The following is a 16,452-nucleotide window of genomic DNA, read 5'->3' as shown; positions in this document are numbered from 1 at the left end:
GTTATTCCTCCTGCCCTTGATACCCATTTGGATGGCTGACATGCCAATTCCAAGCAGTCTCGATGATTGCTTCGACGTCGGTATAGACTGGTTTCCAGCCTAAAACCTTTCGTGCTTTTTCACTCGATGCCACTAAGGTACTTGGATCACCGGCACGGCGAGGCGCCACTCTGGCTGGGATCTCTTTTTTCGTTACATTGCGGGCCGCTTCCACCATTTCTTTCACAGAGTACCCATGATTGCTGCCTAAATTGAAGACATTGCTCTCATTGCCTTTTTGTAAATACTCTAATGCCAACAGGTGAGCAGCGATCAGATCTTCGACATGAACATAATCGCGGACACAAGTCCCATCTGGAGTATCGTAATCCTCCCCAAAAATCGCGACTTCTTTTCGTTGTCCTAAAGCAGCTTGTAAGATGATCGGTACTAAGTGTGTTTCTGGATCATGGTCTTCACCGATCGAAGCATCCGACTTCGCGCCAGCCACATTGAAATAACGCAATGCGACATACTTCATACCATAGGCTTCATCGCACCAACGCATCATTTTTTCCATGATCAACTTGCTTTCGCCATAAGGATTTTTAGGATTTGTTGGGGTTTCTTCCGTGATTGGACTATGATCAGGTTCCCCATAGGTTGCTGCTGTAGAAGAAAAGACAATATGTTTCACTTGATGTTCCTTCATCACTTCTAAGAGGACCTGCATCCCATACACATTATTGTTGAAATATTCCAATGGTTTTTCTACGGATTCCCCCACCAAAGAGCTGGCAGCAAAGTGAATCACGCCGTCGATCGTTTCTTTTTCAAAAACCGATTGTAAAAATGCTTTGTCGCGAATATCCCCTTCATAAAAGGTTGCTGCTGGATGGATCGCTTGGCGATGTCCTGTCAGCAAATTGTCAATGACAACGACTTGTTTTCCTTGTTCGATCAATTGATCGACTGCATGAGAACCGATATAGCCGGCTCCTCCTAATACTAAAATCGCCATATTTTCAGCCTTCTTTCTAAATTCCTTCATCATTTCTTATTCTACAGTTTTCGTGCACCATCATCAATACTTGCTTGATAAATGTCGGTTGCGTAGCCGATTTCTGCTAAATAGGTTGCTTTGACGGACGCTTCAAAATCAGCCCATTCACTTGCTTTGACCAATGCGATCCCGCAGCCGCCAAAGCCCGCACCAGTCATCCGCGCACCTAAAACAGCAGGATGCGCTTGAGCAGCTGCGACTAATGTATCTAGTTCACGCCCTGTCACTTCATAATCATCCCGCAATGAAGCATGCGAAGCATTTAACAACTGGCCGAATTCTTCAAGATCACCAGCAGTCAAAGCGGCTTTTGCTTTTAATGTCCGTTGGTTTTCCGTCACTGCATGTTTCGCCCGTTTGATCAAGCGTGGATCGTCGATCAATGCTGTATTTGCAAAAAAGGTTGCTTCGTCCAATGCGCCCAATGAATCAACGGCTAATGATTTTTGCAAACGAGCTAATGCTTCTTCACATTCTGCACGTCGTTCATTGTATTTAGAATCAGCCAATTCGCGGCGCTTATTGGTATTCATGATCGCTACGACATAATCACCAAATGCCGCTGGTACGACTTCATAATTTAAAGTGTTCGTATCTAAAAGCAATGCATGGTCTTTTTGACCCATTCCGATCGCAAATTGATCCATGATCCCTGAGTTAACGCCAATAAACTCATTTTCGACTTTTTTGCCGATTTTAACTAAGTCCAAGGTCTTCAGGGTTAAATCAAAGAGATCTTTTAGACAAACCCCCGTCAGCAATTCAATCGATGCGGAAGAAGAAAGACCTGCGCCATTCGGAATGTTGCCATAAAAAGCGATGTCAAAGCCACGATCGATCCCTTGCCCCGCTTCTTTTAGGAAACGAACGACCCCTTTCGGATAGTTTGTCCAATCATCTTCTTTTCGGTAATCTAGCTCATCTAACTGAAAGGAGATCACGCCTTTTTCTGGAAAATTCTCTGAATAGAGTTGGATCAACTGGTCTTCACGTTTTCGTGCTACTGCATACGTCCCTAATGTGATTGCCGCCGGGAAAACATAACCGCCATTGTAATCTGTGTGTTCACCGATCAAGTTGATTCTCCCTGGCGCAAAATACATGCCTGTGCCTGCTGTTCCAAATTTATCAATAAATATCTGTTGCAATTGCTCCATTTTTCTCACTCCCGCTTTCTTTTTAGTAAACTTATTGTAAATTATTTACTAAATTATTTCAAGCGTTTTCAATCCCAAAAGTGATTTTTTTTGATATTTTTTCCGTTTTCATTCATAATGAACCTATAATTAAAGGCGAGGTGTTTAATGATGAAACGATTTCTTTCAGGATTTTTAGTAGGAACAGTCGCAACGGTTGCTGCAGCTGCAAGTGTTGTTATGACGGTCAAAAAACAAGTGATTGATCCAATTGACGAACAACAAGCAGATCATGATGAAAAACGGAAACGCGCGATGCGTAAAAGCGTTGCCCGCTAATCATTTGCTACAAAAGAGCCGTCAGCCTTCAATAGGCTGGCGGCTCTTTTAGGTAATCATTCTGCCTTCTCCAGTAAGTCCTGCAAAATCACGGCTTGATTTTGTTCTTCATTTTTCGCTCCGTAAAGTAAGGTCACGGTCTGTTGTTCAGCAACCAACGCTTTTAACCGTGCCAAGGCATCTTTAGCTGGCGCTTTCTCTAATTCTTGTAGATAGCAGCCTTTAAACGCATCAAAACGTTCAGGATCATGCCCAAACCATTTGCGCAATTCAGTACTTGGTGCGACTGCTTTGAGCCATAGATCGATCTGGGCTGCCTCCTTTTTCATTCCTCTAGGCCAGATGCGATCCACCAATACCCGATAGCCATCTGTCGTTTCCGCCACTTCATAAATTCTTTTTCGCTTGATCAACGCACACTCTCCTTATCGATAGACCTAAGTTCTATAAATAAAGGCAAAAGCCCACAATGTAAATTGAATAATGACTTACTTGAAACACTCCGTTTGGTGTTTCGTCGCTCATTCAAATTTGCTTGTGTTCTTTTGCCTTAAGTTCTCTCTTTTATAAACTATTTTTCTTTTTCGTCTTGCCACTCCAGCCTTCATAACCTTCTTTTAGGATATAGACATTGGTAAAGCCTTCTTTTCGTAATTTATTTGCTGCGCGAATACTCAACGATTTACGCGTGTCATATAAGTAGATCGGTTGATCTTTACGAAATGCGCTGAAGGAATTGGTTAAAACAGTAAAGGGAATATTACGCGCCCCTAAAATATGCCCACTGTCAAATTCATTTTTTTCCCGAACGTCGATCACTTGGGCTTTCTTCATTCCTGCTTTAAATTCATCTTCTGAGATGATCGTTGCTGAACGGCGTCCCATAATTTGAAAATACGCCCAGTTCAAAGCGATTGCTAAGATTATTAGTGCCAAAACCAAGTTTAGCCACATAATTGGTGTCATTTCTTCTATTCCTCTCTATTGTAACAAACATTCTTTTTTGATTTATGCTGCTTTAATCTATCCTTGCCTAGCAGCTTGTCATCTATGCTTTTGCTGCAAACTGCAAAGCTAATGATGCTGCCCCAATCACACCGGCATCATTCCCAAGTTCGGCCAATTTGATTTCAGTACTTTCCGTTACCTGTGGGAAGGTAAATTGAGCAAAGTAGGCAGCAACCCGTTCACGTAAAAATTCACCGGCTGCCGATACGCCTCCACCTAAAACGATACTTGATGGATTTAATGTGTTTCCTAGGTTTCCGCATGCCAACCCAAGGTAGAAGCACACTTTATCAACGACCATCAAGCCAAATGAATCGTTTGCTTGAGCCGCTTCAAAAATATCTTTACTTGAAACATCTTCCCCATTGTCCAGCTGTTGTTTCAATGCCGAGTCGCCAGCATATTCTTCTGCCAACTGTCGAGCAACTCGCACAACACCCGTCGCACTAGAAACCGTTTCTAAACAACCACGTTTGCCGCAAGTACATTCGAACCCTTCAGGATCAACAGTGATATGACCGATTTCTCCGGCACAACCAGCAACCCCATGAAGCAATTGCCCTTCCATGATGATACCGCCGCCAACACCTGTACCTAGTGTGATAAAGATGACATCAGGATTGTTATCCCCTGCCCCTTTCCAACGCTCACCTAAAGCTGCTACATTGGCATCGTTATCGATGGCAAATGGGATTTTTGTGCCTTTTTCAATCAGTTCTTTGACTGGCTGAAGTGTTTTCCAGTTCAGATTGTAGGCACCTATGACGGTTCCTTTGTCACGGTCGACACTTCCTGGTGTCCCCATACCAATACCGATAAATGCTTCCGGCTGTAAGCCATATAATTCTAGGCGATGATTGATCGATGCCACGATTTCTGGCACGATATGTGAGCCTTCATCAAGAATATTGGTGTCAATACTCCATTTTTGCTGAATCTCGCCTTCGCTCGTTAAAATAGCGAATTTCACCGTTGTTCCGCCTAAATCAATTCCGATGATTTTTTTGTCCATCACTTGTTTTCCTCCCGGCTTTCTTCAATTCGATGCTCCCGCGTAAGAATTCGCCGGGCAGTCAGATATACATCCCGATCTATCAAGCGACTGTCATAAAAGTTTTTCAACTCGATTTGCATCAGTTCTATATCGTAGATCCGCTTGCCGACATATACGTAAACACCAAATTGTTTCAGTAATTGTTGTACGTCATATAACGTTTCCATTTAACCACTTCCTGCTTATTATACAAGTAATTAATATTTTTTAAAACCATATATCACAAAAATAGCCAATAAGAAAACAAAGAGTCCGCCAGAGAGGATTCTGGTGTGGATCGAATATTTTCCATAGTTCTTTGGCAATGCCAAAAGATTCCCTAACAATAACCCACCGAGGATCCCGCCAATGTGTCCCCACATATCAATCGTCTGATCAAACACCCCAAAAACCAGGTTCAATCCAACGAATAGGGCAAATTGCCGTACCATTGCTTGGATGCGGTAATCATTTCTAAAATGCCAACCTAAAATCAAAAATGCCCCGAAAAGCCCGAATAATGAAGTACTAGCGCCTGCTGATTGAACCCCTATTTGGTTGAAAGCAAAACTCATGGTATTGCCCATGATGCCGCTTAGTAAATACAAGGCAAAAAAACGGCTATGACCATAGATGGCTTCTACTTGTTGCCCCATATAATAGAGAATCACAGAGTTGATTGCAAAATGTGCCAACCCGAAATGCAGAAAGATTGGGGTAACGAAACGCCAATATTCATTTAAATAGACGACAAACGGACCAAACATCACCCCGCCTGATTGAATAGAGGGACTAAAATAACCCAAGATAAACACAATAGTTTGGATAGCTAAAAATAGATACGTGAAGATCGGCTGATTCAGCCATCTTTTCATTTGAGAATTCATTGACGTGCTCCTTTACGTGCGAATAAGCGAATCCGTATAGATTTTATCGATTGGAATGTCGAATACATCTGGTGTCCATTGATCGTTGAATTGTTCTCCGAAGACCAAAGAAACGGTCTTGCCATCAAAAGCTGACAAGAAACGATCATAATAGCCGCCGCCAAAGCCGATGCGATAGCCTTTTTTCGAAAAAGCCAAGCCGGGAACAATGAGTAAATCCAAGTGATGGGCTTCTTGCTCACTGATCGGCTCTTCAACCCCAAATGCCGACGTTTCATAACGCGTTGCCGGCTCCACATGATAAAACTGCAATTTTTTTTGTTGTGCTTTCGGCACTGCGATTCGTTTGTTTTGTTCAAATCCTTTAGCAAAAATAGCCGCTGTATCAAATTCAAATGGCAACGAACGGATCACTCCTACTGACTTAGCCGTTTGCCAAATCTGAGAAGAAAACAGCAACTGCAAAATCACCGTTTCTTTCTGCTGCTTTTGTTTGCTCGGCATTTTTTTTAATGTTTGGATCATGTGCTCTCTAATGACTGGTTTTTCCATTGGATCACTCCTCTCAGAAATAGTACCAAAAACTGTGTCCAAATAGCAAACTAGAATCGCAGATTTCTTGGCAAGATCATGACTATCTGCTCATCCTTCTTTACGCCGGATCAGTAAAAAGACAAAGTACGGTGCCCCCACGATAGAAATGATGATACCAGCTGGGATCTCACCGCTTGTCAATAGTAAACGACCGATCGTATCACTTACTAAGACCAGCAGACTGCCGATCATTCCCGCTAAGAAAAAGGCACTGCGAGATTCTCTGCCGATGAGTCCCTTGGCGATATGAGGCGCCAATAAGCCCACAAAGGCTAAATTACCGGTATAGCCAACCGTACTGGCAGCCAAACCAACCGCAATCACTAAAAACCACGTCCGCAACCGTGTCAAAGAAACCCCTAAGCTAATTGCCTGTTCCTCACCAAAACCAAGCAGATTAAGTTTAGGTACGGTCCAGAAAGCTGCGACAGACAATACGATGACCCAAGGAAGCAGACTGGTAATTTGCTGCCACGAGGTTCCCCAGATAGATCCAGAAAGCCATGCTGTTACAAAGCGATAGCGGTCTTTTGATAATTCCACCGTAAAAAGTAAAGTAGCCGCGGCCAACCCTGCATTGACGGCGATTCCCGCCAGCAGCACTCGCTCCATCGACAACAATTGGCGGTGTTTATAGGCAATCAAATAGACCAGTACAGCAGCCAACAAGCCACCGAAGATCCCAACGACAGGTAAAAGCTGCGATCCTTGGGTATAAACCCCTAAGTAGATCATTACAAAGAGACCCGCGCCATTGTTGATTCCTACGATACTTGCATCAGCCAGCTCGTTTCTTGTCACCCCCTGCAAGACAAAACCAGAAAAACCAAAGGCACCGCCGGCGATCAGCGCCAGACAAGCCCGTGGTAGTCGAAACTCAGTAAACGTCAGTACCTGACTCGAAGAAGCCGTACCTTGAAAGATTGCCCCTAATGTCTGAAAGGTTAAGATTGTTTTTCCCACCATGACACTTCCTAAAAAAGCGGCCATCACCAGTAGAAAAAAAACAAAGAGTGTTTTTTTCATCAGTCTTCCCTCCGTATCTTGACCAATAGAAAAGGCACACCGATCAATGCCATCAGTATCCCAAAGGGTGTCTCAAAAGGGGGATTGATCAAGCGACCTGCCAGATCAGCGGCCATCACTAGGGTCCCACCTCCAATGATCGTCAAAGGCAAAATTAATTGGTAGTTTTTGCCCACCATCCCCCGCACGACATGAGGAACCATTAAGCCGACAAAGCTGACCGGTCCTACAAGCGAAACCGCCATTCCCGCCAAAACTACGACTAACAGTAAGGCAGATGCCCGAATCAGATGCGGGTGCTTGCCTAATGAAATGACGGTGTCATCTCCTAGTGCTAACAGATTGAGGGCTTTTCCTAGCCGTAGCACAAAAACGATGGCGATCAGATAGATGGGCCCCACAAAACGCAGTTGCTGCCAAGTCACATTCGCCGCACCACCGATAAACCAAAAGGCTAGCTCTTGGTTTAAATCAAATTGCAATGACAGAGTTTGACTAATGGCTGAGAAAAAAGAACTTAATGCCACACCAGCCAAAATCAGTCCCGTGGGCGACATGCCTAGTTTGGCGTATCTGGTCAGTAAAAAAAGCAGCCCAGTTGCCGCAAACGCACCAAAAAAGGAAAACAGCGCCGCTTGACTCGGTTGCACACTAGGAAAGAGGATAAATGCGATCGCTAGTCCCAAGGCAGCCCCACTATTGACACCTAAAAGACCACCATCTGCCAAGGGATTTCTCGTAATCCCCTGCATGATGGCTCCTGTAACAGCAAAACAACTTCCTACTAGAAAAGCAGCCAAAACACGTGGCAACCGAATATTGCGCAAGACTTGATGCAGCTGATTCTCATAATCAAAAGCAAAGACGGCATCCCAGATCGTTTCAAAAGAAAGGTCCGCTGCTCCTTGAGTGATCGCTAAAAAGAAACAGATAATAAAGCAGCCACTAAAAAGCAGCAGCAGCCAAGGAAACTTTTTCATATCTGCGCTCCTAACTCATAGGTCAAGACCAGCGGCTTTGTACTATTAGGAAAGGTACCTAACACGGCATCGATCTCAAACAAACGCTGCAGCCATTCTTTGGTCAGTACCGTTTCCGGTGTACCGGAAACCAAAAGCTCTCCACCTTTTAATGCGTAAATATAATCAGAAAAACGTGACGCATGATTCAGGTCATGAATCGACATAATGATCGTTTTCCCATAGGTTTTATTGATTTGCTGTAATAAGAGCAAAATTTCTAATTGATGCGCAGGATCTAAAAAGGTTGTTGGTTCATCTAAAATCACGATATCCGTATCTTGCGCCAGTGCCATGGCGATCCAAACGCGCTGCTTTTGTCCCCCTGACAGCGTACTGATCACTTCTTCTGCCAGTGCCGTCAAACCAGTTGCCTGCAAAGACCAGTCGATCGCTGCAAGATCTTGTTCCGATAGACTATTCAGTCCTTTTTGATAGGGAAAACGACCGTAAGAAACAATTTCGCGAATCGTCAAGCCAATCGATGAGTCGCTAACTTGTGAAAGCAGCGCAATCTTTTTAGCCACTTCTTTGGTTTTGATGTTCTGGAGGTTTTGTGTATCTAATAGGACCTCACCAGACAAAGGCTGTAAAATTCGGGCGAGTGCCTTTAAAAATGTCGATTTTCCACTGCCGTTCGGACCAATCAAGCCGATGATTTTCCCTTCTGGAATCTCAATTGTTAGATTTTGCACAATTTTTTGTTTTTGATAGCCGACACTCAAGTCAACTGTTCGTAATTTCGCCATATTCGTCCCCAAAATAATTGATTGATAATGCTTATCAATTATGAATGTAATCCTACTATTCGTCAATAGTTCTAAAAAAAGGAAATAAAAAAATAAGATTGACAAATCAGCGTTTCTCCGTAATAATAGCAATCAGCAAATGAGAATTATTCTCAATTAAAATGATAAGTGCTCATCTTTTAACAAAGGAGGAAGTTTTTCTATGAAACAATGGTCAAAAAGAAGTACTTGGCTTACCCTGCTAGCAGCCTGCTCCCTTACTCTACTGGGTGCTTGCGGTACGAATAATGACTCAACGGATAGCAGTGGATCAGCCACTACTTCTTCAGAAATAGCAACAACCTTTACCGATGCGATGGGAAATGAAGTCACTGTTCCCGAAAACCCACAACGGGTGATCGGTAGTTACTTGGAAGATTATTTGGTCGCTTTAGGGGTAACCCCGGTTGCTCAATGGACAGTCGGCAATGACAGTGATCAAGCATACTTGCAAGACAAACTAGCAGCTGTGCCAAGAATCAACTATGATCTGCCCTATGAAGATGTCTTGAGCTTTGAGCCAGACCTGCTGCTGATGGATAGCAATTCCATGGTGGAAGGCGACAAATATGATCAGTACAGTAAGATCGCGCCGACCTATGTGGTCACAAATGGCGAGGAAGTAACCTGGCGTGAACGTCTGACAGATATCGCAAAGGTCTTACACAAAGAAGAGGAAGCTGCCCAAGTAGAAGCTGATTATGATGACTTAGTCGCTACTACCAAGGAAACGTACGCTGATCAAATCCAAGGCAAGTCAATTGCTGTTTTATGGGTGGTCAATAATTCTGTCTTCATGGTTTCAGAAACAAAATCAAGTGGTCAACTGCTGTATCACGAACTCGGTTTTGAAGTTCCCTCGCTTGTTTCAGAAATCAGTGAAAGTGCCACTGCTGACTGGTCTGCCGTTTCTCTGGAAAAATTGGCAGAATTGGATGCCGATTACTTGATTTTAGTGAATAGTGATAAAGGCGCTGATTTTTTCAGCGAACAAGTCTGGCAAAATCTTGATGCAGTCAAAAACAATCATTTATGGGAATTCGGTCCTGAATCAAGCTGGCTCTACAACGGTCCTATCGCCTATACCAAAATGATCGAAGATATCCAGAGCAAATTGGACTAATGCGTTTCAAGTAATTCGTCAAGTAAAACTACTTAACAAATTTCAGGAAAAAGCTAGCATTCCCGCACAAAACATGCTATTATATTTTAGTCTGAGAGATTTCTTAGAGGATTCTTGTATCGTTAGGGGGGGAAAATCATGCGCGTAAACATCACATTAGAGTGCACTTCTTGTAAAGAACGCAACTACTTATCAAACAAAAACAAACGTAACAATCCTGATCGTTTGGAAAAGAAAAAATATTGCCCACGTGAAAGAAAAGTTACTTTACACCGCGAAACAAAATAATACTATTTAAGAAGTTCGCAAACGCTGATAACCAAGGCGTTTGCGAACTTCTTTTTTTTCAGACATTTTGCAATGATAGCTGCTGCATTTTTATTTCCCTCTTTACACAACCACTCCCCTATTTTCACTTATTTGCTTTGAACTTTTGAGCCAACTTTTTCTTTGAAGCGACGTATAAATAAATTTTAATGTATAATGTAAAAAAGAAACTAATGTTCAACAAAGGCGGCACATAGAACATGAACCAGCTTTTTCTTCTAGCTGTCCTTTCAATATACTTTGAGTGCCAGTCGATCCTTTCAAGCTATACTGCCTACAGGAGGTGAACCCATGCTTGGCAATTTTACGTATCTACCTAGTAACTATCGTCTGTTTTATGGCGCTTTTCTTTTTGCTCTTATTGGAAATATGCTTTTCATTTTCATTAAACACCCTGCTTGGACCTTTAGCTTACCGACAGTGATTATCCTCTTCTTAATAAATGTCTTCTTTTGGACAAAATACAAGAAGAAAGTTATTCCTTGCACAACTGATGCACTGTTTTATGTTCTGCTCTTCCTATTGGTATTTTACAATCACTAACATAATGCTTATTTTGATACTAATTGTTTCTCTTTCCCCTATTCCGTCATAACGAAGGAGTGTTGATGCGATGGAGATTTCCCATATCACGTTGATCGTACAGAATTTAGCAAAGACGACAACGATGCTGGAAACATTGTTTGAAGCAGAGGAAATTTATGATAGCCGAGACCAGCCCCATTCTTACTTCCCAGAAAAATTCTTTTTGATCGATGGCTTATGGCTTGCTGTTATGGAGGATGCCTCCCAGAAGCTGCCGAAAACGTATAACCATATTGCCTTTAAAATCGATCAAACTCAAATCGATTCCTTGATTACGCGCATCCAAGGACTAGGATTGAAGATCGAAAAAGATCGTTCTCGTATCAAAGGCGAAGGTGCTTCCATTTACTTTTACGACGATGACAACCATTTGTTTGAACTACATACTGGTACGTTGGCTGAAAGGTTGCACCATTACCGTCTGACAGAAACGAGGTAATCTTCATTGCTAGCAACTGCATTGACTGTTATGGAAAGAATTCCCACAAGAAAGGAAGAAAACAATGAAACTAGATATGGTTGGTATTATCACAAAAAACATGGAACAGGCACTGGCTTTTTATCAAGTACTTGGCTTCACACCATTAGGTCAGCACTCAGAAGATTATATGGAATTAGCAAACGACGGGGTTCGCATCTCTTTGAATAGCCGCCAGATGGTTGCCGGGATCTACGGACATGCACCAATGACTGTTGGTGACACAATTGAATTAGCCTTTTTATGTGATTCCCCTGAAGAAGTTGATGCCCTTCATGCAAAAGTCGTAGCTGCCGGGTATCAGTCTTTCAAAGAACCTTGGTGTGCCTTTTGGGGGCAACGCTATGCCATCGTCAAAGATATAGACGGCAATCTCTTAAGTTTGTTTGCAACCCTACCTGCCGAAAATTGATTTAAGCTACGACAGTCGGTCCAATGGAGCGGCTGTTTTTTTATCCGTTTTTCGGGTAAAAAGACAAAACCCCGTATTTATGTCCAATCGAATTCTGATAATCTGAAATGAATGTATTCCTTATAAACCAACATTTCCCATCATTATAAAATAAAAATAATCTCTCTATAAAAAAACAAATCCCCCTCATCCACTCCTGTTCGCTTGACAAAAAAGAACAAACGTTCGTATAATCTCGGTAAGGAGTGATAAAAATGGGTGGTTTTAATTATGCGCTCGAGCCAAAACGCGATATCTTATTTATAGATGTCAAAAGTTTTTATGCTTCTGTCGAATGCATCTCTCGCGGGTTAGATCCTATCCAAGCGATGCTGGTCGTCATGTCACATTCTGACAATACTGGTAACGGCTTAGTCTTAGCAGCTTCCCCAAAGGCAAAATCGGTATTGGGGATTTCAAATGTGACTCGCAATGACAACCTGCCGACACATCCCGATTTGTACAAAGCATCGCCGCGTATGAGTTTTTATATCAAAGAAAACACCAAAGTCAATAATGTCTTTCGCAAATATGTTGGACAAGACGACTTGCTGCTCTATTCGATCGACGAAACGATGATGGATCTGACCCGTACACTGGATCTTTTCATTCCCGATAAAACGATCTCTCGCGAAGAAAAACGTTGGTTGATTGCCCAGCAAATTCAAAAAGACATTTACGAAACAACGAAATTGTATGTCACCATCGGCATTGGCGATAATCCATTGTTAGCAAAACTAGCTTTAGATAACGAATCCAAACACAATCGTTCCTTGATCGCTGAATGGACCTATGACGATGTACCGACAAAAGTTTGGCAGATCGCCCCTATGACAGAGTTCTGGGGGATCGGTCGGCGCACAGAAAAACGACTTCACTTGATGGGGATTGAAACGATCGAACAATTGGCTCACGCCAGTCCTGATCTTTTACGCAGTCGCATGGGGATCATTGGCGAGCAGCTCTATCATCACGCCCACGGCATTGATCGCACGATTTTATCTGAACCGACACCACAAGTGATGGAAAAAAGCTACGGCAATAGCCAAGTTCTACATCGCAATTATTATTTACAAGAAGAAATCGAGATCGTCATCAAGGAAATGGCGGAGCAAGTTGCCGCTCGAATTCGCCGCCATCATTGTCAGACCGCTTGTATCAATGTTTACATCGGCGTAGCCTTTGGTGAAACTGCTTCTGGCTTTTCCCGACAAATGAAAATCCCGCCAACTGACAATACCCGTAAACTTGTCGCTCATTGCCTATTTCTCTTTCGAAAATTTTATACCGGGCAAGTCGTTCGCCACATCGGTATTACCTATTCAAAATTGGTTTATACAGAAAATGTCCAGCTGGATCTTTTTGAGCAAGCAGAAGCGCAGTTGCGCCAGCGTAAATTAGATTTGATCATCGATAAGATTCGTGAGAAATATGGCTTCACTTCGATCGTTCACGCCACAAGCCGAATGGAAGGCGCTCGCGCCATTGCTCGCAGCAAATTAGTCGGCGGACATGCCGGTGGTCTAGATGGGATCGCTAATATAGGACCCGTCCATCAGCAAAAGGAAAAAGAACCGTTTGCTGATGGTTCGAAAAATACTGGCACTTGATTCGTTTTTCTTTCCTTTTTGCTGACAAATCTTAAGATAACATTAACAAACGGTCCATTTTTTAAAGATTTATGTAATTTCGATTCGCCCACCTCCCCCTTTGTTCTTTTCTAAGGTACTTTAATAGCAAGGAGTGTGAGCAGATGAAAATTGACAAAATCGAATACAAACGAGTCATCAATGGTGCGGGACACCTTGAGTACGATTTGCTGCAATATTTAGAAAAGAATCGGGCGACTGCTGCACAAAACCTGAAACAGTCTGAGATCGATTACCTTCTGGAAAAAGATATTCAGCATCGGATCATTCAACATGCTCGTAAGAGTTTCTTTGGCGATACAATCGTTTTAAAGGATGAATATGCCGAAGATTATCTTTTATTAAAAAAGTATACGGATATGTTCCAAGAAACATTCTAAAAAAAACGCAGAACCAACTGGTTCTGCGTTTTTCTTATTCTTCGAAATGTTCTTGATAAACATCATCAACCGTTTGATTTGGGTCGATCACGATATACAGACTCTTCGTTTTTTCACTGATTTTTGTTGATTGGTATACATTATCCAATCCTTCAGTATCTTTGTCCTTGTATGGGAAATAAACAAGATCCGGTGTACCGTTACGGTAAAGAATTTCCATCCGTTCAATATCTTCATATTTCAACGCACGAGCAAACATCCCTAATTCAAGTCCGCCTAAGTTGATGTCATGTGTTGCCACATGATCGCCTTCTTGAAAGATTTCAATTTTGAACCCAGCACATGGATGAATCTCAACGAATTCGCTTCCGTGGATACGGCCAAAACTGGTCGTGATTTGTTTGATCCATAAGTCACCGATGTAACGGCGCTCGATCGTCCATGTTTCTCCATTACGGAAATAAAATTTTAAAGCTTTCATTTCTCTAGCCATGACAAAACGCTCCTTTTTATTAATAATACATTTTAATTCTAACACATAGTCGCTACTGGGACACAAATTAACTTTGGTTTTCGTTGACTTTTTTCATAAACCGAGAGATTTCCACCGCCGCTCGTTGATGAGTCCCTTTAGCAATGAGTTGTTGCGCCCCATCGGTCACCTGATAATCAAACTGGAATCCTTGTTCTTTTTCCCATTGTATAAGAACTGTGATTGTCGCTCCGACTGGTGAAGGTTTCAAATGATCGATCGAAAACTTTGTACCGACGGTGGTAAACCCTTTATCTAAAGTAGGCTCAAGTGCTTCCCAACAGGTGTTTTCCACCATTGCGACTAGTCGAGGGGTTGCTAAAACCGCTAAACCGCCAGAACCCAAAACAGCCGCAGTGTCTTGAAGGTCAACGAGAAAGTCTTTTTTGCTTTCCATTCTTCAGTTATCCCTCCTTCGCTAAATATGCTTGGGCAAACGCCAATAGTGCTTCTTTTTCATTAGGGATTTTTCGTGTGATGACTGCAGCTTCGGCAGCGGCCAAGACTTCTTTGAGCCACGGACCAGAAGAACGATCAACTGTCTGCAGTAAATCACGTCCATTGATCGCCAGCTCCTTCAGTGAATGGATCGGTAGCTGCTGATAGCGCTGACTGATTTTTGCAGGATCATTGGGCAGCTTGTCATAACGCAATAATCCTTCAGCTAAACAGGTTGCTTCTAAACCGAACTGATACAACAGCAGATCGTTCCATTCGCCGTTTCGACGCATTAGTAGTGCTTGATAGACCGTTTGTACTTGGCGGATGCAGTCATTCGAACATTTCCAAGCTTTTAAAAAGCTGCGGACTGCCTCAGGAGCTAAACCGATTTGGTCAATGAGCAATACCCAAGCCGTCGTTTCGTTTTCTAATGGGATCGCTGGCAGGTCTGCCATCCGCAGTAACGCCTCACCGTATTCCCGCAAGCCTGGGCAATAGATATAGCATTCGGTTTCTACTAGTGCTCGTAGTGCTTGGTTCCGATGATTGCCTAACAGCAATTTCACGAATTCAATCATGATCCGTTCAACAGAGATTTTCCCCAACAAGGCATGATTCGCATGGATAGCAGCCAATGTTTCTGTTTCTAAAACAAAGCCCAATTGACTGACAAAACGCAGCCCCCGCATCATTCGTAGGGCATCCTCATGGAAACGTTCCTGCGGGTGACCCACTGCTCGTAAAATCTGATTGTCGATATCTGCCAGTCCATCGAAAAGATCAATGATGACCCCATCTTCTTGAAGTGCCAATGCATTGATGGTAAAATCCCGCCGCTTTAGATCTTCTTTCAAGGAACGGACAAAATCAACTTTGTCAGGTCTGCGATAATCCTGATAGGCGGCTTCGGTTCGAAAGGTGGTAATCTCATATTGCGCCTGTTCCCACAAGACCAGCACCGTCCCATGCTCGATACCAATGTCAATAGTTCGAGGAAAAAGCGCCTTGATTTCGGCTGGAAAAGCGCTGGTAGCAATATCGACATCATGGATCGGCTGGCCTAAAATCGTATCCCGCACGCTGCCGCCAACAAAGTATGCTTCATAGCCCGCGGCTTCGATTTTTTTTAGGAGTGGCGCAGCTTCTGCAAATTCTTTTGGTAGTTTAGTCAGCTTCATGTACTTTCCCATCTTTTCTTTCAAAACGATACGCATCCCGCTGATTGAATTTTGCCATATTTTCCTCAAACACTTCAGTCAGGTCGATGTCTAGTGAATTGGCCATGATCATCGTCACAAAGAGCACGTCACCCAGTTCTTCTGCCACTGTCTTTTCAACTTCATCGCTTTTTTTATTTTTTTCCCCGTAATAGTGATTTACTTCTCGCGCCAATTCGCCAACTTCTTCAGTCAAACGAGCCATTTGGGCGAGGGGGCTGAAATAGCCAGTTTTAAATTGTTGAATATAGGCATCGACTTCTTCTTGCATCGATGCCAAGGAACGTTTATCTGTCATCTTCTTCACCCTTTCTCGTTTATCTTACCAAAAGAATGGCTGCCTGCCTAGATAGAGCCCCCCTCAGGATTTGTTGTACATTCAATGATTTCGTGCTAC

The 16,452-nt window shown here is 42.9% G+C and carries 23 protein-coding genes; 8 read left to right on the top strand and 15 right to left on the bottom strand.

Annotated elements, in window-relative coordinates; all coding sequences use genetic code 11:
• Position 1: 1 nt before the first annotated feature.
• Together galE and IGJ01_RS05835 are read right to left on the bottom strand one after the other, a co-directional pair.
• Positions 2-1,000 carry a UDP-glucose 4-epimerase GalE gene (gene galE / locus IGJ01_RS05840; protein ID WP_042890411.1) on the bottom strand — a complete coding sequence of 333 codons (999 nt, stop codon included), beginning with the start codon at positions 998-1,000 and terminating at the stop codon, positions 2-4.
• A gap of 41 nt (positions 1,001-1,041) precedes the next feature.
• The gene (locus IGJ01_RS05835) at positions 1,042-2,199 is read right to left on the bottom strand and encodes a galactokinase (RefSeq protein WP_008381089.1); all 1,158 of its coding nucleotides are present in this window, start codon (positions 2,197-2,199) and stop codon (positions 1,042-1,044) included.
• Positions 2,200-2,349: 150 nt separating this feature from the next.
• Between IGJ01_RS05835 and IGJ01_RS05830 the strand changes: the two genes are divergently transcribed.
• Positions 2,350-2,517 (top strand): DUF3042 family protein, encoded by a 168-nt coding sequence (locus IGJ01_RS05830; RefSeq protein WP_017144401.1) that lies wholly within the window; start codon positions 2,350-2,352, stop codon positions 2,515-2,517.
• 56 nt (positions 2,518-2,573) lie between these two features.
• Here IGJ01_RS05830 and IGJ01_RS05825 read toward each other — a convergent pair whose 3' ends face one another.
• The 9 genes from IGJ01_RS05825 to IGJ01_RS05785 all read right to left on the bottom strand — a co-directional run bounded on the left by IGJ01_RS05825 (position 2,574) and on the right by IGJ01_RS05785 (position 8,833).
• Entirely contained in the window at positions 2,574-2,930 is a 357-nt protein-coding gene (locus IGJ01_RS05825) for a DUF488 domain-containing protein (protein ID WP_005237034.1), read from the bottom strand.
• A gap of 151 nt (positions 2,931-3,081) precedes the next feature.
• Complete coding sequence (locus tag IGJ01_RS05820) at positions 3,082-3,483, bottom strand: rhodanese-like domain-containing protein (RefSeq protein WP_016613157.1); 402 nt, start codon at positions 3,481-3,483, stop codon at positions 3,082-3,084.
• Between the two features lie 82 nt (positions 3,484-3,565).
• The gene (locus tag IGJ01_RS05815; protein WP_008381084.1) at positions 3,566-4,537 is read right to left on the bottom strand and encodes an ROK family glucokinase; all 972 of its coding nucleotides are present in this window, start codon (positions 4,535-4,537) and stop codon (positions 3,566-3,568) included.
• Positions 4,537-4,746 carry a YqgQ family protein gene (locus tag IGJ01_RS05810; protein WP_005229394.1) on the bottom strand — a complete coding sequence of 70 codons (210 nt, stop codon included), beginning with the start codon at positions 4,744-4,746 and terminating at the stop codon, positions 4,537-4,539. Before IGJ01_RS05810 ends, IGJ01_RS05815 begins: the two co-directional genes overlap by 1 nt.
• A 30-nt stretch (positions 4,747-4,776) precedes the next feature.
• Positions 4,777-5,445, bottom strand: a complete 669-nt coding sequence (locus IGJ01_RS05805) for a rhomboid family intramembrane serine protease (protein ID WP_005237037.1) — start codon at positions 5,443-5,445, stop codon at positions 4,777-4,779.
• Positions 5,446-5,457: 12 nt separating this feature from the next.
• Complete coding sequence (locus tag IGJ01_RS05800) at positions 5,458-5,997, bottom strand: 5-formyltetrahydrofolate cyclo-ligase (RefSeq protein ID WP_086299630.1); 540 nt, start codon at positions 5,995-5,997, stop codon at positions 5,458-5,460.
• 90 nt (positions 5,998-6,087) lie between these two features.
• Complete coding sequence (locus IGJ01_RS05795; RefSeq protein ID WP_016621237.1) at positions 6,088-7,065, bottom strand: FecCD family ABC transporter permease; 978 nt, start codon at positions 7,063-7,065, stop codon at positions 6,088-6,090.
• Entirely contained in the window at positions 7,065-8,045 is a 981-nt protein-coding gene (locus IGJ01_RS05790; RefSeq protein ID WP_008381077.1) for a FecCD family ABC transporter permease, read from the bottom strand. Before IGJ01_RS05790 ends, IGJ01_RS05795 begins: the two co-directional genes overlap by 1 nt.
• Positions 8,042-8,833 (bottom strand): ABC transporter ATP-binding protein, encoded by a 792-nt coding sequence (locus IGJ01_RS05785; RefSeq protein WP_061053916.1) that lies wholly within the window; start codon positions 8,831-8,833, stop codon positions 8,042-8,044. Before IGJ01_RS05785 ends, IGJ01_RS05790 begins: the two co-directional genes overlap by 4 nt.
• Positions 8,834-9,035: 202 nt before the next feature.
• On the opposite strand from IGJ01_RS05785, the gene IGJ01_RS05780 reads away from it, so the two are divergent.
• From IGJ01_RS05780 to IGJ01_RS05750, 7 genes are all read left to right on the top strand, one after another.
• Positions 9,036-9,995 (top strand): ABC transporter substrate-binding protein, encoded by a 960-nt coding sequence (locus tag IGJ01_RS05780; protein ID WP_430601514.1) that lies wholly within the window; start codon positions 9,036-9,038, stop codon positions 9,993-9,995.
• 138 nt (positions 9,996-10,133) lie between these two features.
• Positions 10,134-10,283: a 50S ribosomal protein L33 gene (rpmG, locus tag IGJ01_RS05775; RefSeq protein ID WP_005229384.1), complete on the top strand. Its 150-nt coding sequence runs from the start codon at positions 10,134-10,136 to the stop codon at positions 10,281-10,283.
• Between the two features lie 330 nt (positions 10,284-10,613).
• Positions 10,614-10,865, top strand: a complete 252-nt coding sequence (locus IGJ01_RS05770; protein WP_005237045.1) for a hypothetical protein — start codon at positions 10,614-10,616, stop codon at positions 10,863-10,865.
• Between the two features lie 70 nt (positions 10,866-10,935).
• Positions 10,936-11,346 (top strand): FosX/FosE/FosI family fosfomycin resistance hydrolase, encoded by a 411-nt coding sequence (fosX, locus tag IGJ01_RS05765; protein ID WP_008381069.1) that lies wholly within the window; start codon positions 10,936-10,938, stop codon positions 11,344-11,346.
• 64 nt (positions 11,347-11,410) lie between these two features.
• Positions 11,411-11,797, top strand: coding sequence for a VOC family protein (locus tag IGJ01_RS05760; protein WP_430601513.1), 387 nt, complete (start codon positions 11,411-11,413; stop codon positions 11,795-11,797).
• A 254-nt stretch (positions 11,798-12,051) separates the two neighbouring features.
• On the top strand, positions 12,052-13,446 hold the full coding sequence (locus tag IGJ01_RS05755; protein WP_015510066.1) for a Y-family DNA polymerase: 1,395 nt from the start codon (positions 12,052-12,054) through the stop codon (positions 13,444-13,446).
• Positions 13,447-13,589: 143 nt separating this feature from the next.
• Complete coding sequence (locus IGJ01_RS05750) at positions 13,590-13,865, top strand: hypothetical protein (protein WP_008381063.1); 276 nt, start codon at positions 13,590-13,592, stop codon at positions 13,863-13,865.
• A 34-nt stretch (positions 13,866-13,899) separates the two neighbouring features.
• Here IGJ01_RS05750 and IGJ01_RS05745 read toward each other — a convergent pair whose 3' ends face one another.
• The 4 genes from IGJ01_RS05745 to IGJ01_RS05730 all read right to left on the bottom strand — a co-directional run bounded on the left by IGJ01_RS05745 (position 13,900) and on the right by IGJ01_RS05730 (position 16,353).
• Positions 13,900-14,358 carry a hypothetical protein gene (locus tag IGJ01_RS05745; RefSeq protein WP_008381061.1) on the bottom strand — a complete coding sequence of 153 codons (459 nt, stop codon included), beginning with the start codon at positions 14,356-14,358 and terminating at the stop codon, positions 13,900-13,902.
• Between the two features lie 67 nt (positions 14,359-14,425).
• Positions 14,426-14,794 carry a thioesterase family protein gene (locus IGJ01_RS05740; protein WP_008381059.1) on the bottom strand — a complete coding sequence of 123 codons (369 nt, stop codon included), beginning with the start codon at positions 14,792-14,794 and terminating at the stop codon, positions 14,426-14,428.
• Between the two features lie 7 nt (positions 14,795-14,801).
• Positions 14,802-16,016, bottom strand: a complete 1,215-nt coding sequence (locus tag IGJ01_RS05735; RefSeq protein ID WP_086299632.1) for a CCA tRNA nucleotidyltransferase — start codon at positions 16,014-16,016, stop codon at positions 14,802-14,804.
• Positions 16,003-16,353, bottom strand: a complete 351-nt coding sequence (locus tag IGJ01_RS05730) for a nucleotide pyrophosphohydrolase (protein ID WP_008381054.1) — start codon at positions 16,351-16,353, stop codon at positions 16,003-16,005. The genes IGJ01_RS05735 and IGJ01_RS05730 overlap by 14 nt, the downstream gene beginning before the upstream one ends.
• Between the last annotated feature and the right edge of the window lie 99 nt (positions 16,354-16,452).

Origin of the sequence: Enterococcus sp. AZ089, assembly GCF_050547225.1 — a bacterium.
Lineage (GTDB): Bacteria > Bacillota > Bacilli > Lactobacillales > Enterococcaceae > Enterococcus_D > Enterococcus_D entomosocium.
The sequence above is the reverse complement of the archived record's forward strand: the minus strand, read 5'-3'. Positions and strand labels throughout refer to the sequence as shown.

Bases quoted from the DNA above. Each gene is read 5' to 3' on its own strand.
- galE (WP_042890411.1), bottom strand. From the start codon at position 1,000: ATGGCGATTTTAGTATTAGGAGGAGCCGGCTATATCGGTTCTCATGCA.
- IGJ01_RS05835 (WP_008381089.1), bottom strand. From the start codon at position 2,199: ATGGAGCAATTGCAACAGATATTTATTGATAAATTTGGAACAGCAGGC.
- IGJ01_RS05830 (WP_017144401.1), top strand. From the start codon at position 2,350: ATGAAACGATTTCTTTCAGGATTTTTAGTAGGAACAGTCGCAACGGTT.
- IGJ01_RS05820 (WP_016613157.1), bottom strand. From the start codon at position 3,483: ATGACACCAATTATGTGGCTAAACTTGGTTTTGGCACTAATAATCTTA.
- IGJ01_RS05815 (WP_008381084.1), bottom strand. From the start codon at position 4,537: ATGGACAAAAAAATCATCGGAATTGATTTAGGCGGAACAACGGTGAAA.
- IGJ01_RS05810 (WP_005229394.1), bottom strand. From the start codon at position 4,746: ATGGAAACGTTATATGACGTACAACAATTACTGAAACAATTTGGTGTT.
- IGJ01_RS05805 (WP_005237037.1), bottom strand. From the start codon at position 5,445: ATGAATTCTCAAATGAAAAGATGGCTGAATCAGCCGATCTTCACGTAT.
- IGJ01_RS05800 (WP_086299630.1), bottom strand. From the start codon at position 5,997: ATGGAAAAACCAGTCATTAGAGAGCACATGATCCAAACATTAAAAAAA.
- IGJ01_RS05795 (WP_016621237.1), bottom strand. From the start codon at position 7,065: ATGAAAAAAACACTCTTTGTTTTTTTTCTACTGGTGATGGCCGCTTTT.
- IGJ01_RS05790 (WP_008381077.1), bottom strand. From the start codon at position 8,045: ATGAAAAAGTTTCCTTGGCTGCTGCTGCTTTTTAGTGGCTGCTTTATT.
- IGJ01_RS05785 (WP_061053916.1), bottom strand. From the start codon at position 8,833: ATGGCGAAATTACGAACAGTTGACTTGAGTGTCGGCTATCAAAAACAA.
- IGJ01_RS05780 (WP_430601514.1), top strand. From the start codon at position 9,036: ATGAAACAATGGTCAAAAAGAAGTACTTGGCTTACCCTGCTAGCAGCC.
- rpmG (WP_005229384.1), top strand. From the start codon at position 10,134: ATGCGCGTAAACATCACATTAGAGTGCACTTCTTGTAAAGAACGCAAC.
- IGJ01_RS05770 (WP_005237045.1), top strand. From the start codon at position 10,614: ATGCTTGGCAATTTTACGTATCTACCTAGTAACTATCGTCTGTTTTAT.
- fosX (WP_008381069.1), top strand. From the start codon at position 10,936: ATGGAGATTTCCCATATCACGTTGATCGTACAGAATTTAGCAAAGACG.
- IGJ01_RS05760 (WP_430601513.1), top strand. From the start codon at position 11,411: ATGAAACTAGATATGGTTGGTATTATCACAAAAAACATGGAACAGGCA.
- IGJ01_RS05755 (WP_015510066.1), top strand. From the start codon at position 12,052: ATGGGTGGTTTTAATTATGCGCTCGAGCCAAAACGCGATATCTTATTT.
- IGJ01_RS05750 (WP_008381063.1), top strand. From the start codon at position 13,590: ATGAAAATTGACAAAATCGAATACAAACGAGTCATCAATGGTGCGGGA.
- IGJ01_RS05745 (WP_008381061.1), bottom strand. From the start codon at position 14,358: ATGGCTAGAGAAATGAAAGCTTTAAAATTTTATTTCCGTAATGGAGAA.
- IGJ01_RS05740 (WP_008381059.1), bottom strand. From the start codon at position 14,794: ATGGAAAGCAAAAAAGACTTTCTCGTTGACCTTCAAGACACTGCGGCT.
- IGJ01_RS05735 (WP_086299632.1), bottom strand. From the start codon at position 16,016: ATGAAGCTGACTAAACTACCAAAAGAATTTGCAGAAGCTGCGCCACTC.
- IGJ01_RS05730 (WP_008381054.1), bottom strand. From the start codon at position 16,353: ATGACAGATAAACGTTCCTTGGCATCGATGCAAGAAGAAGTCGATGCC.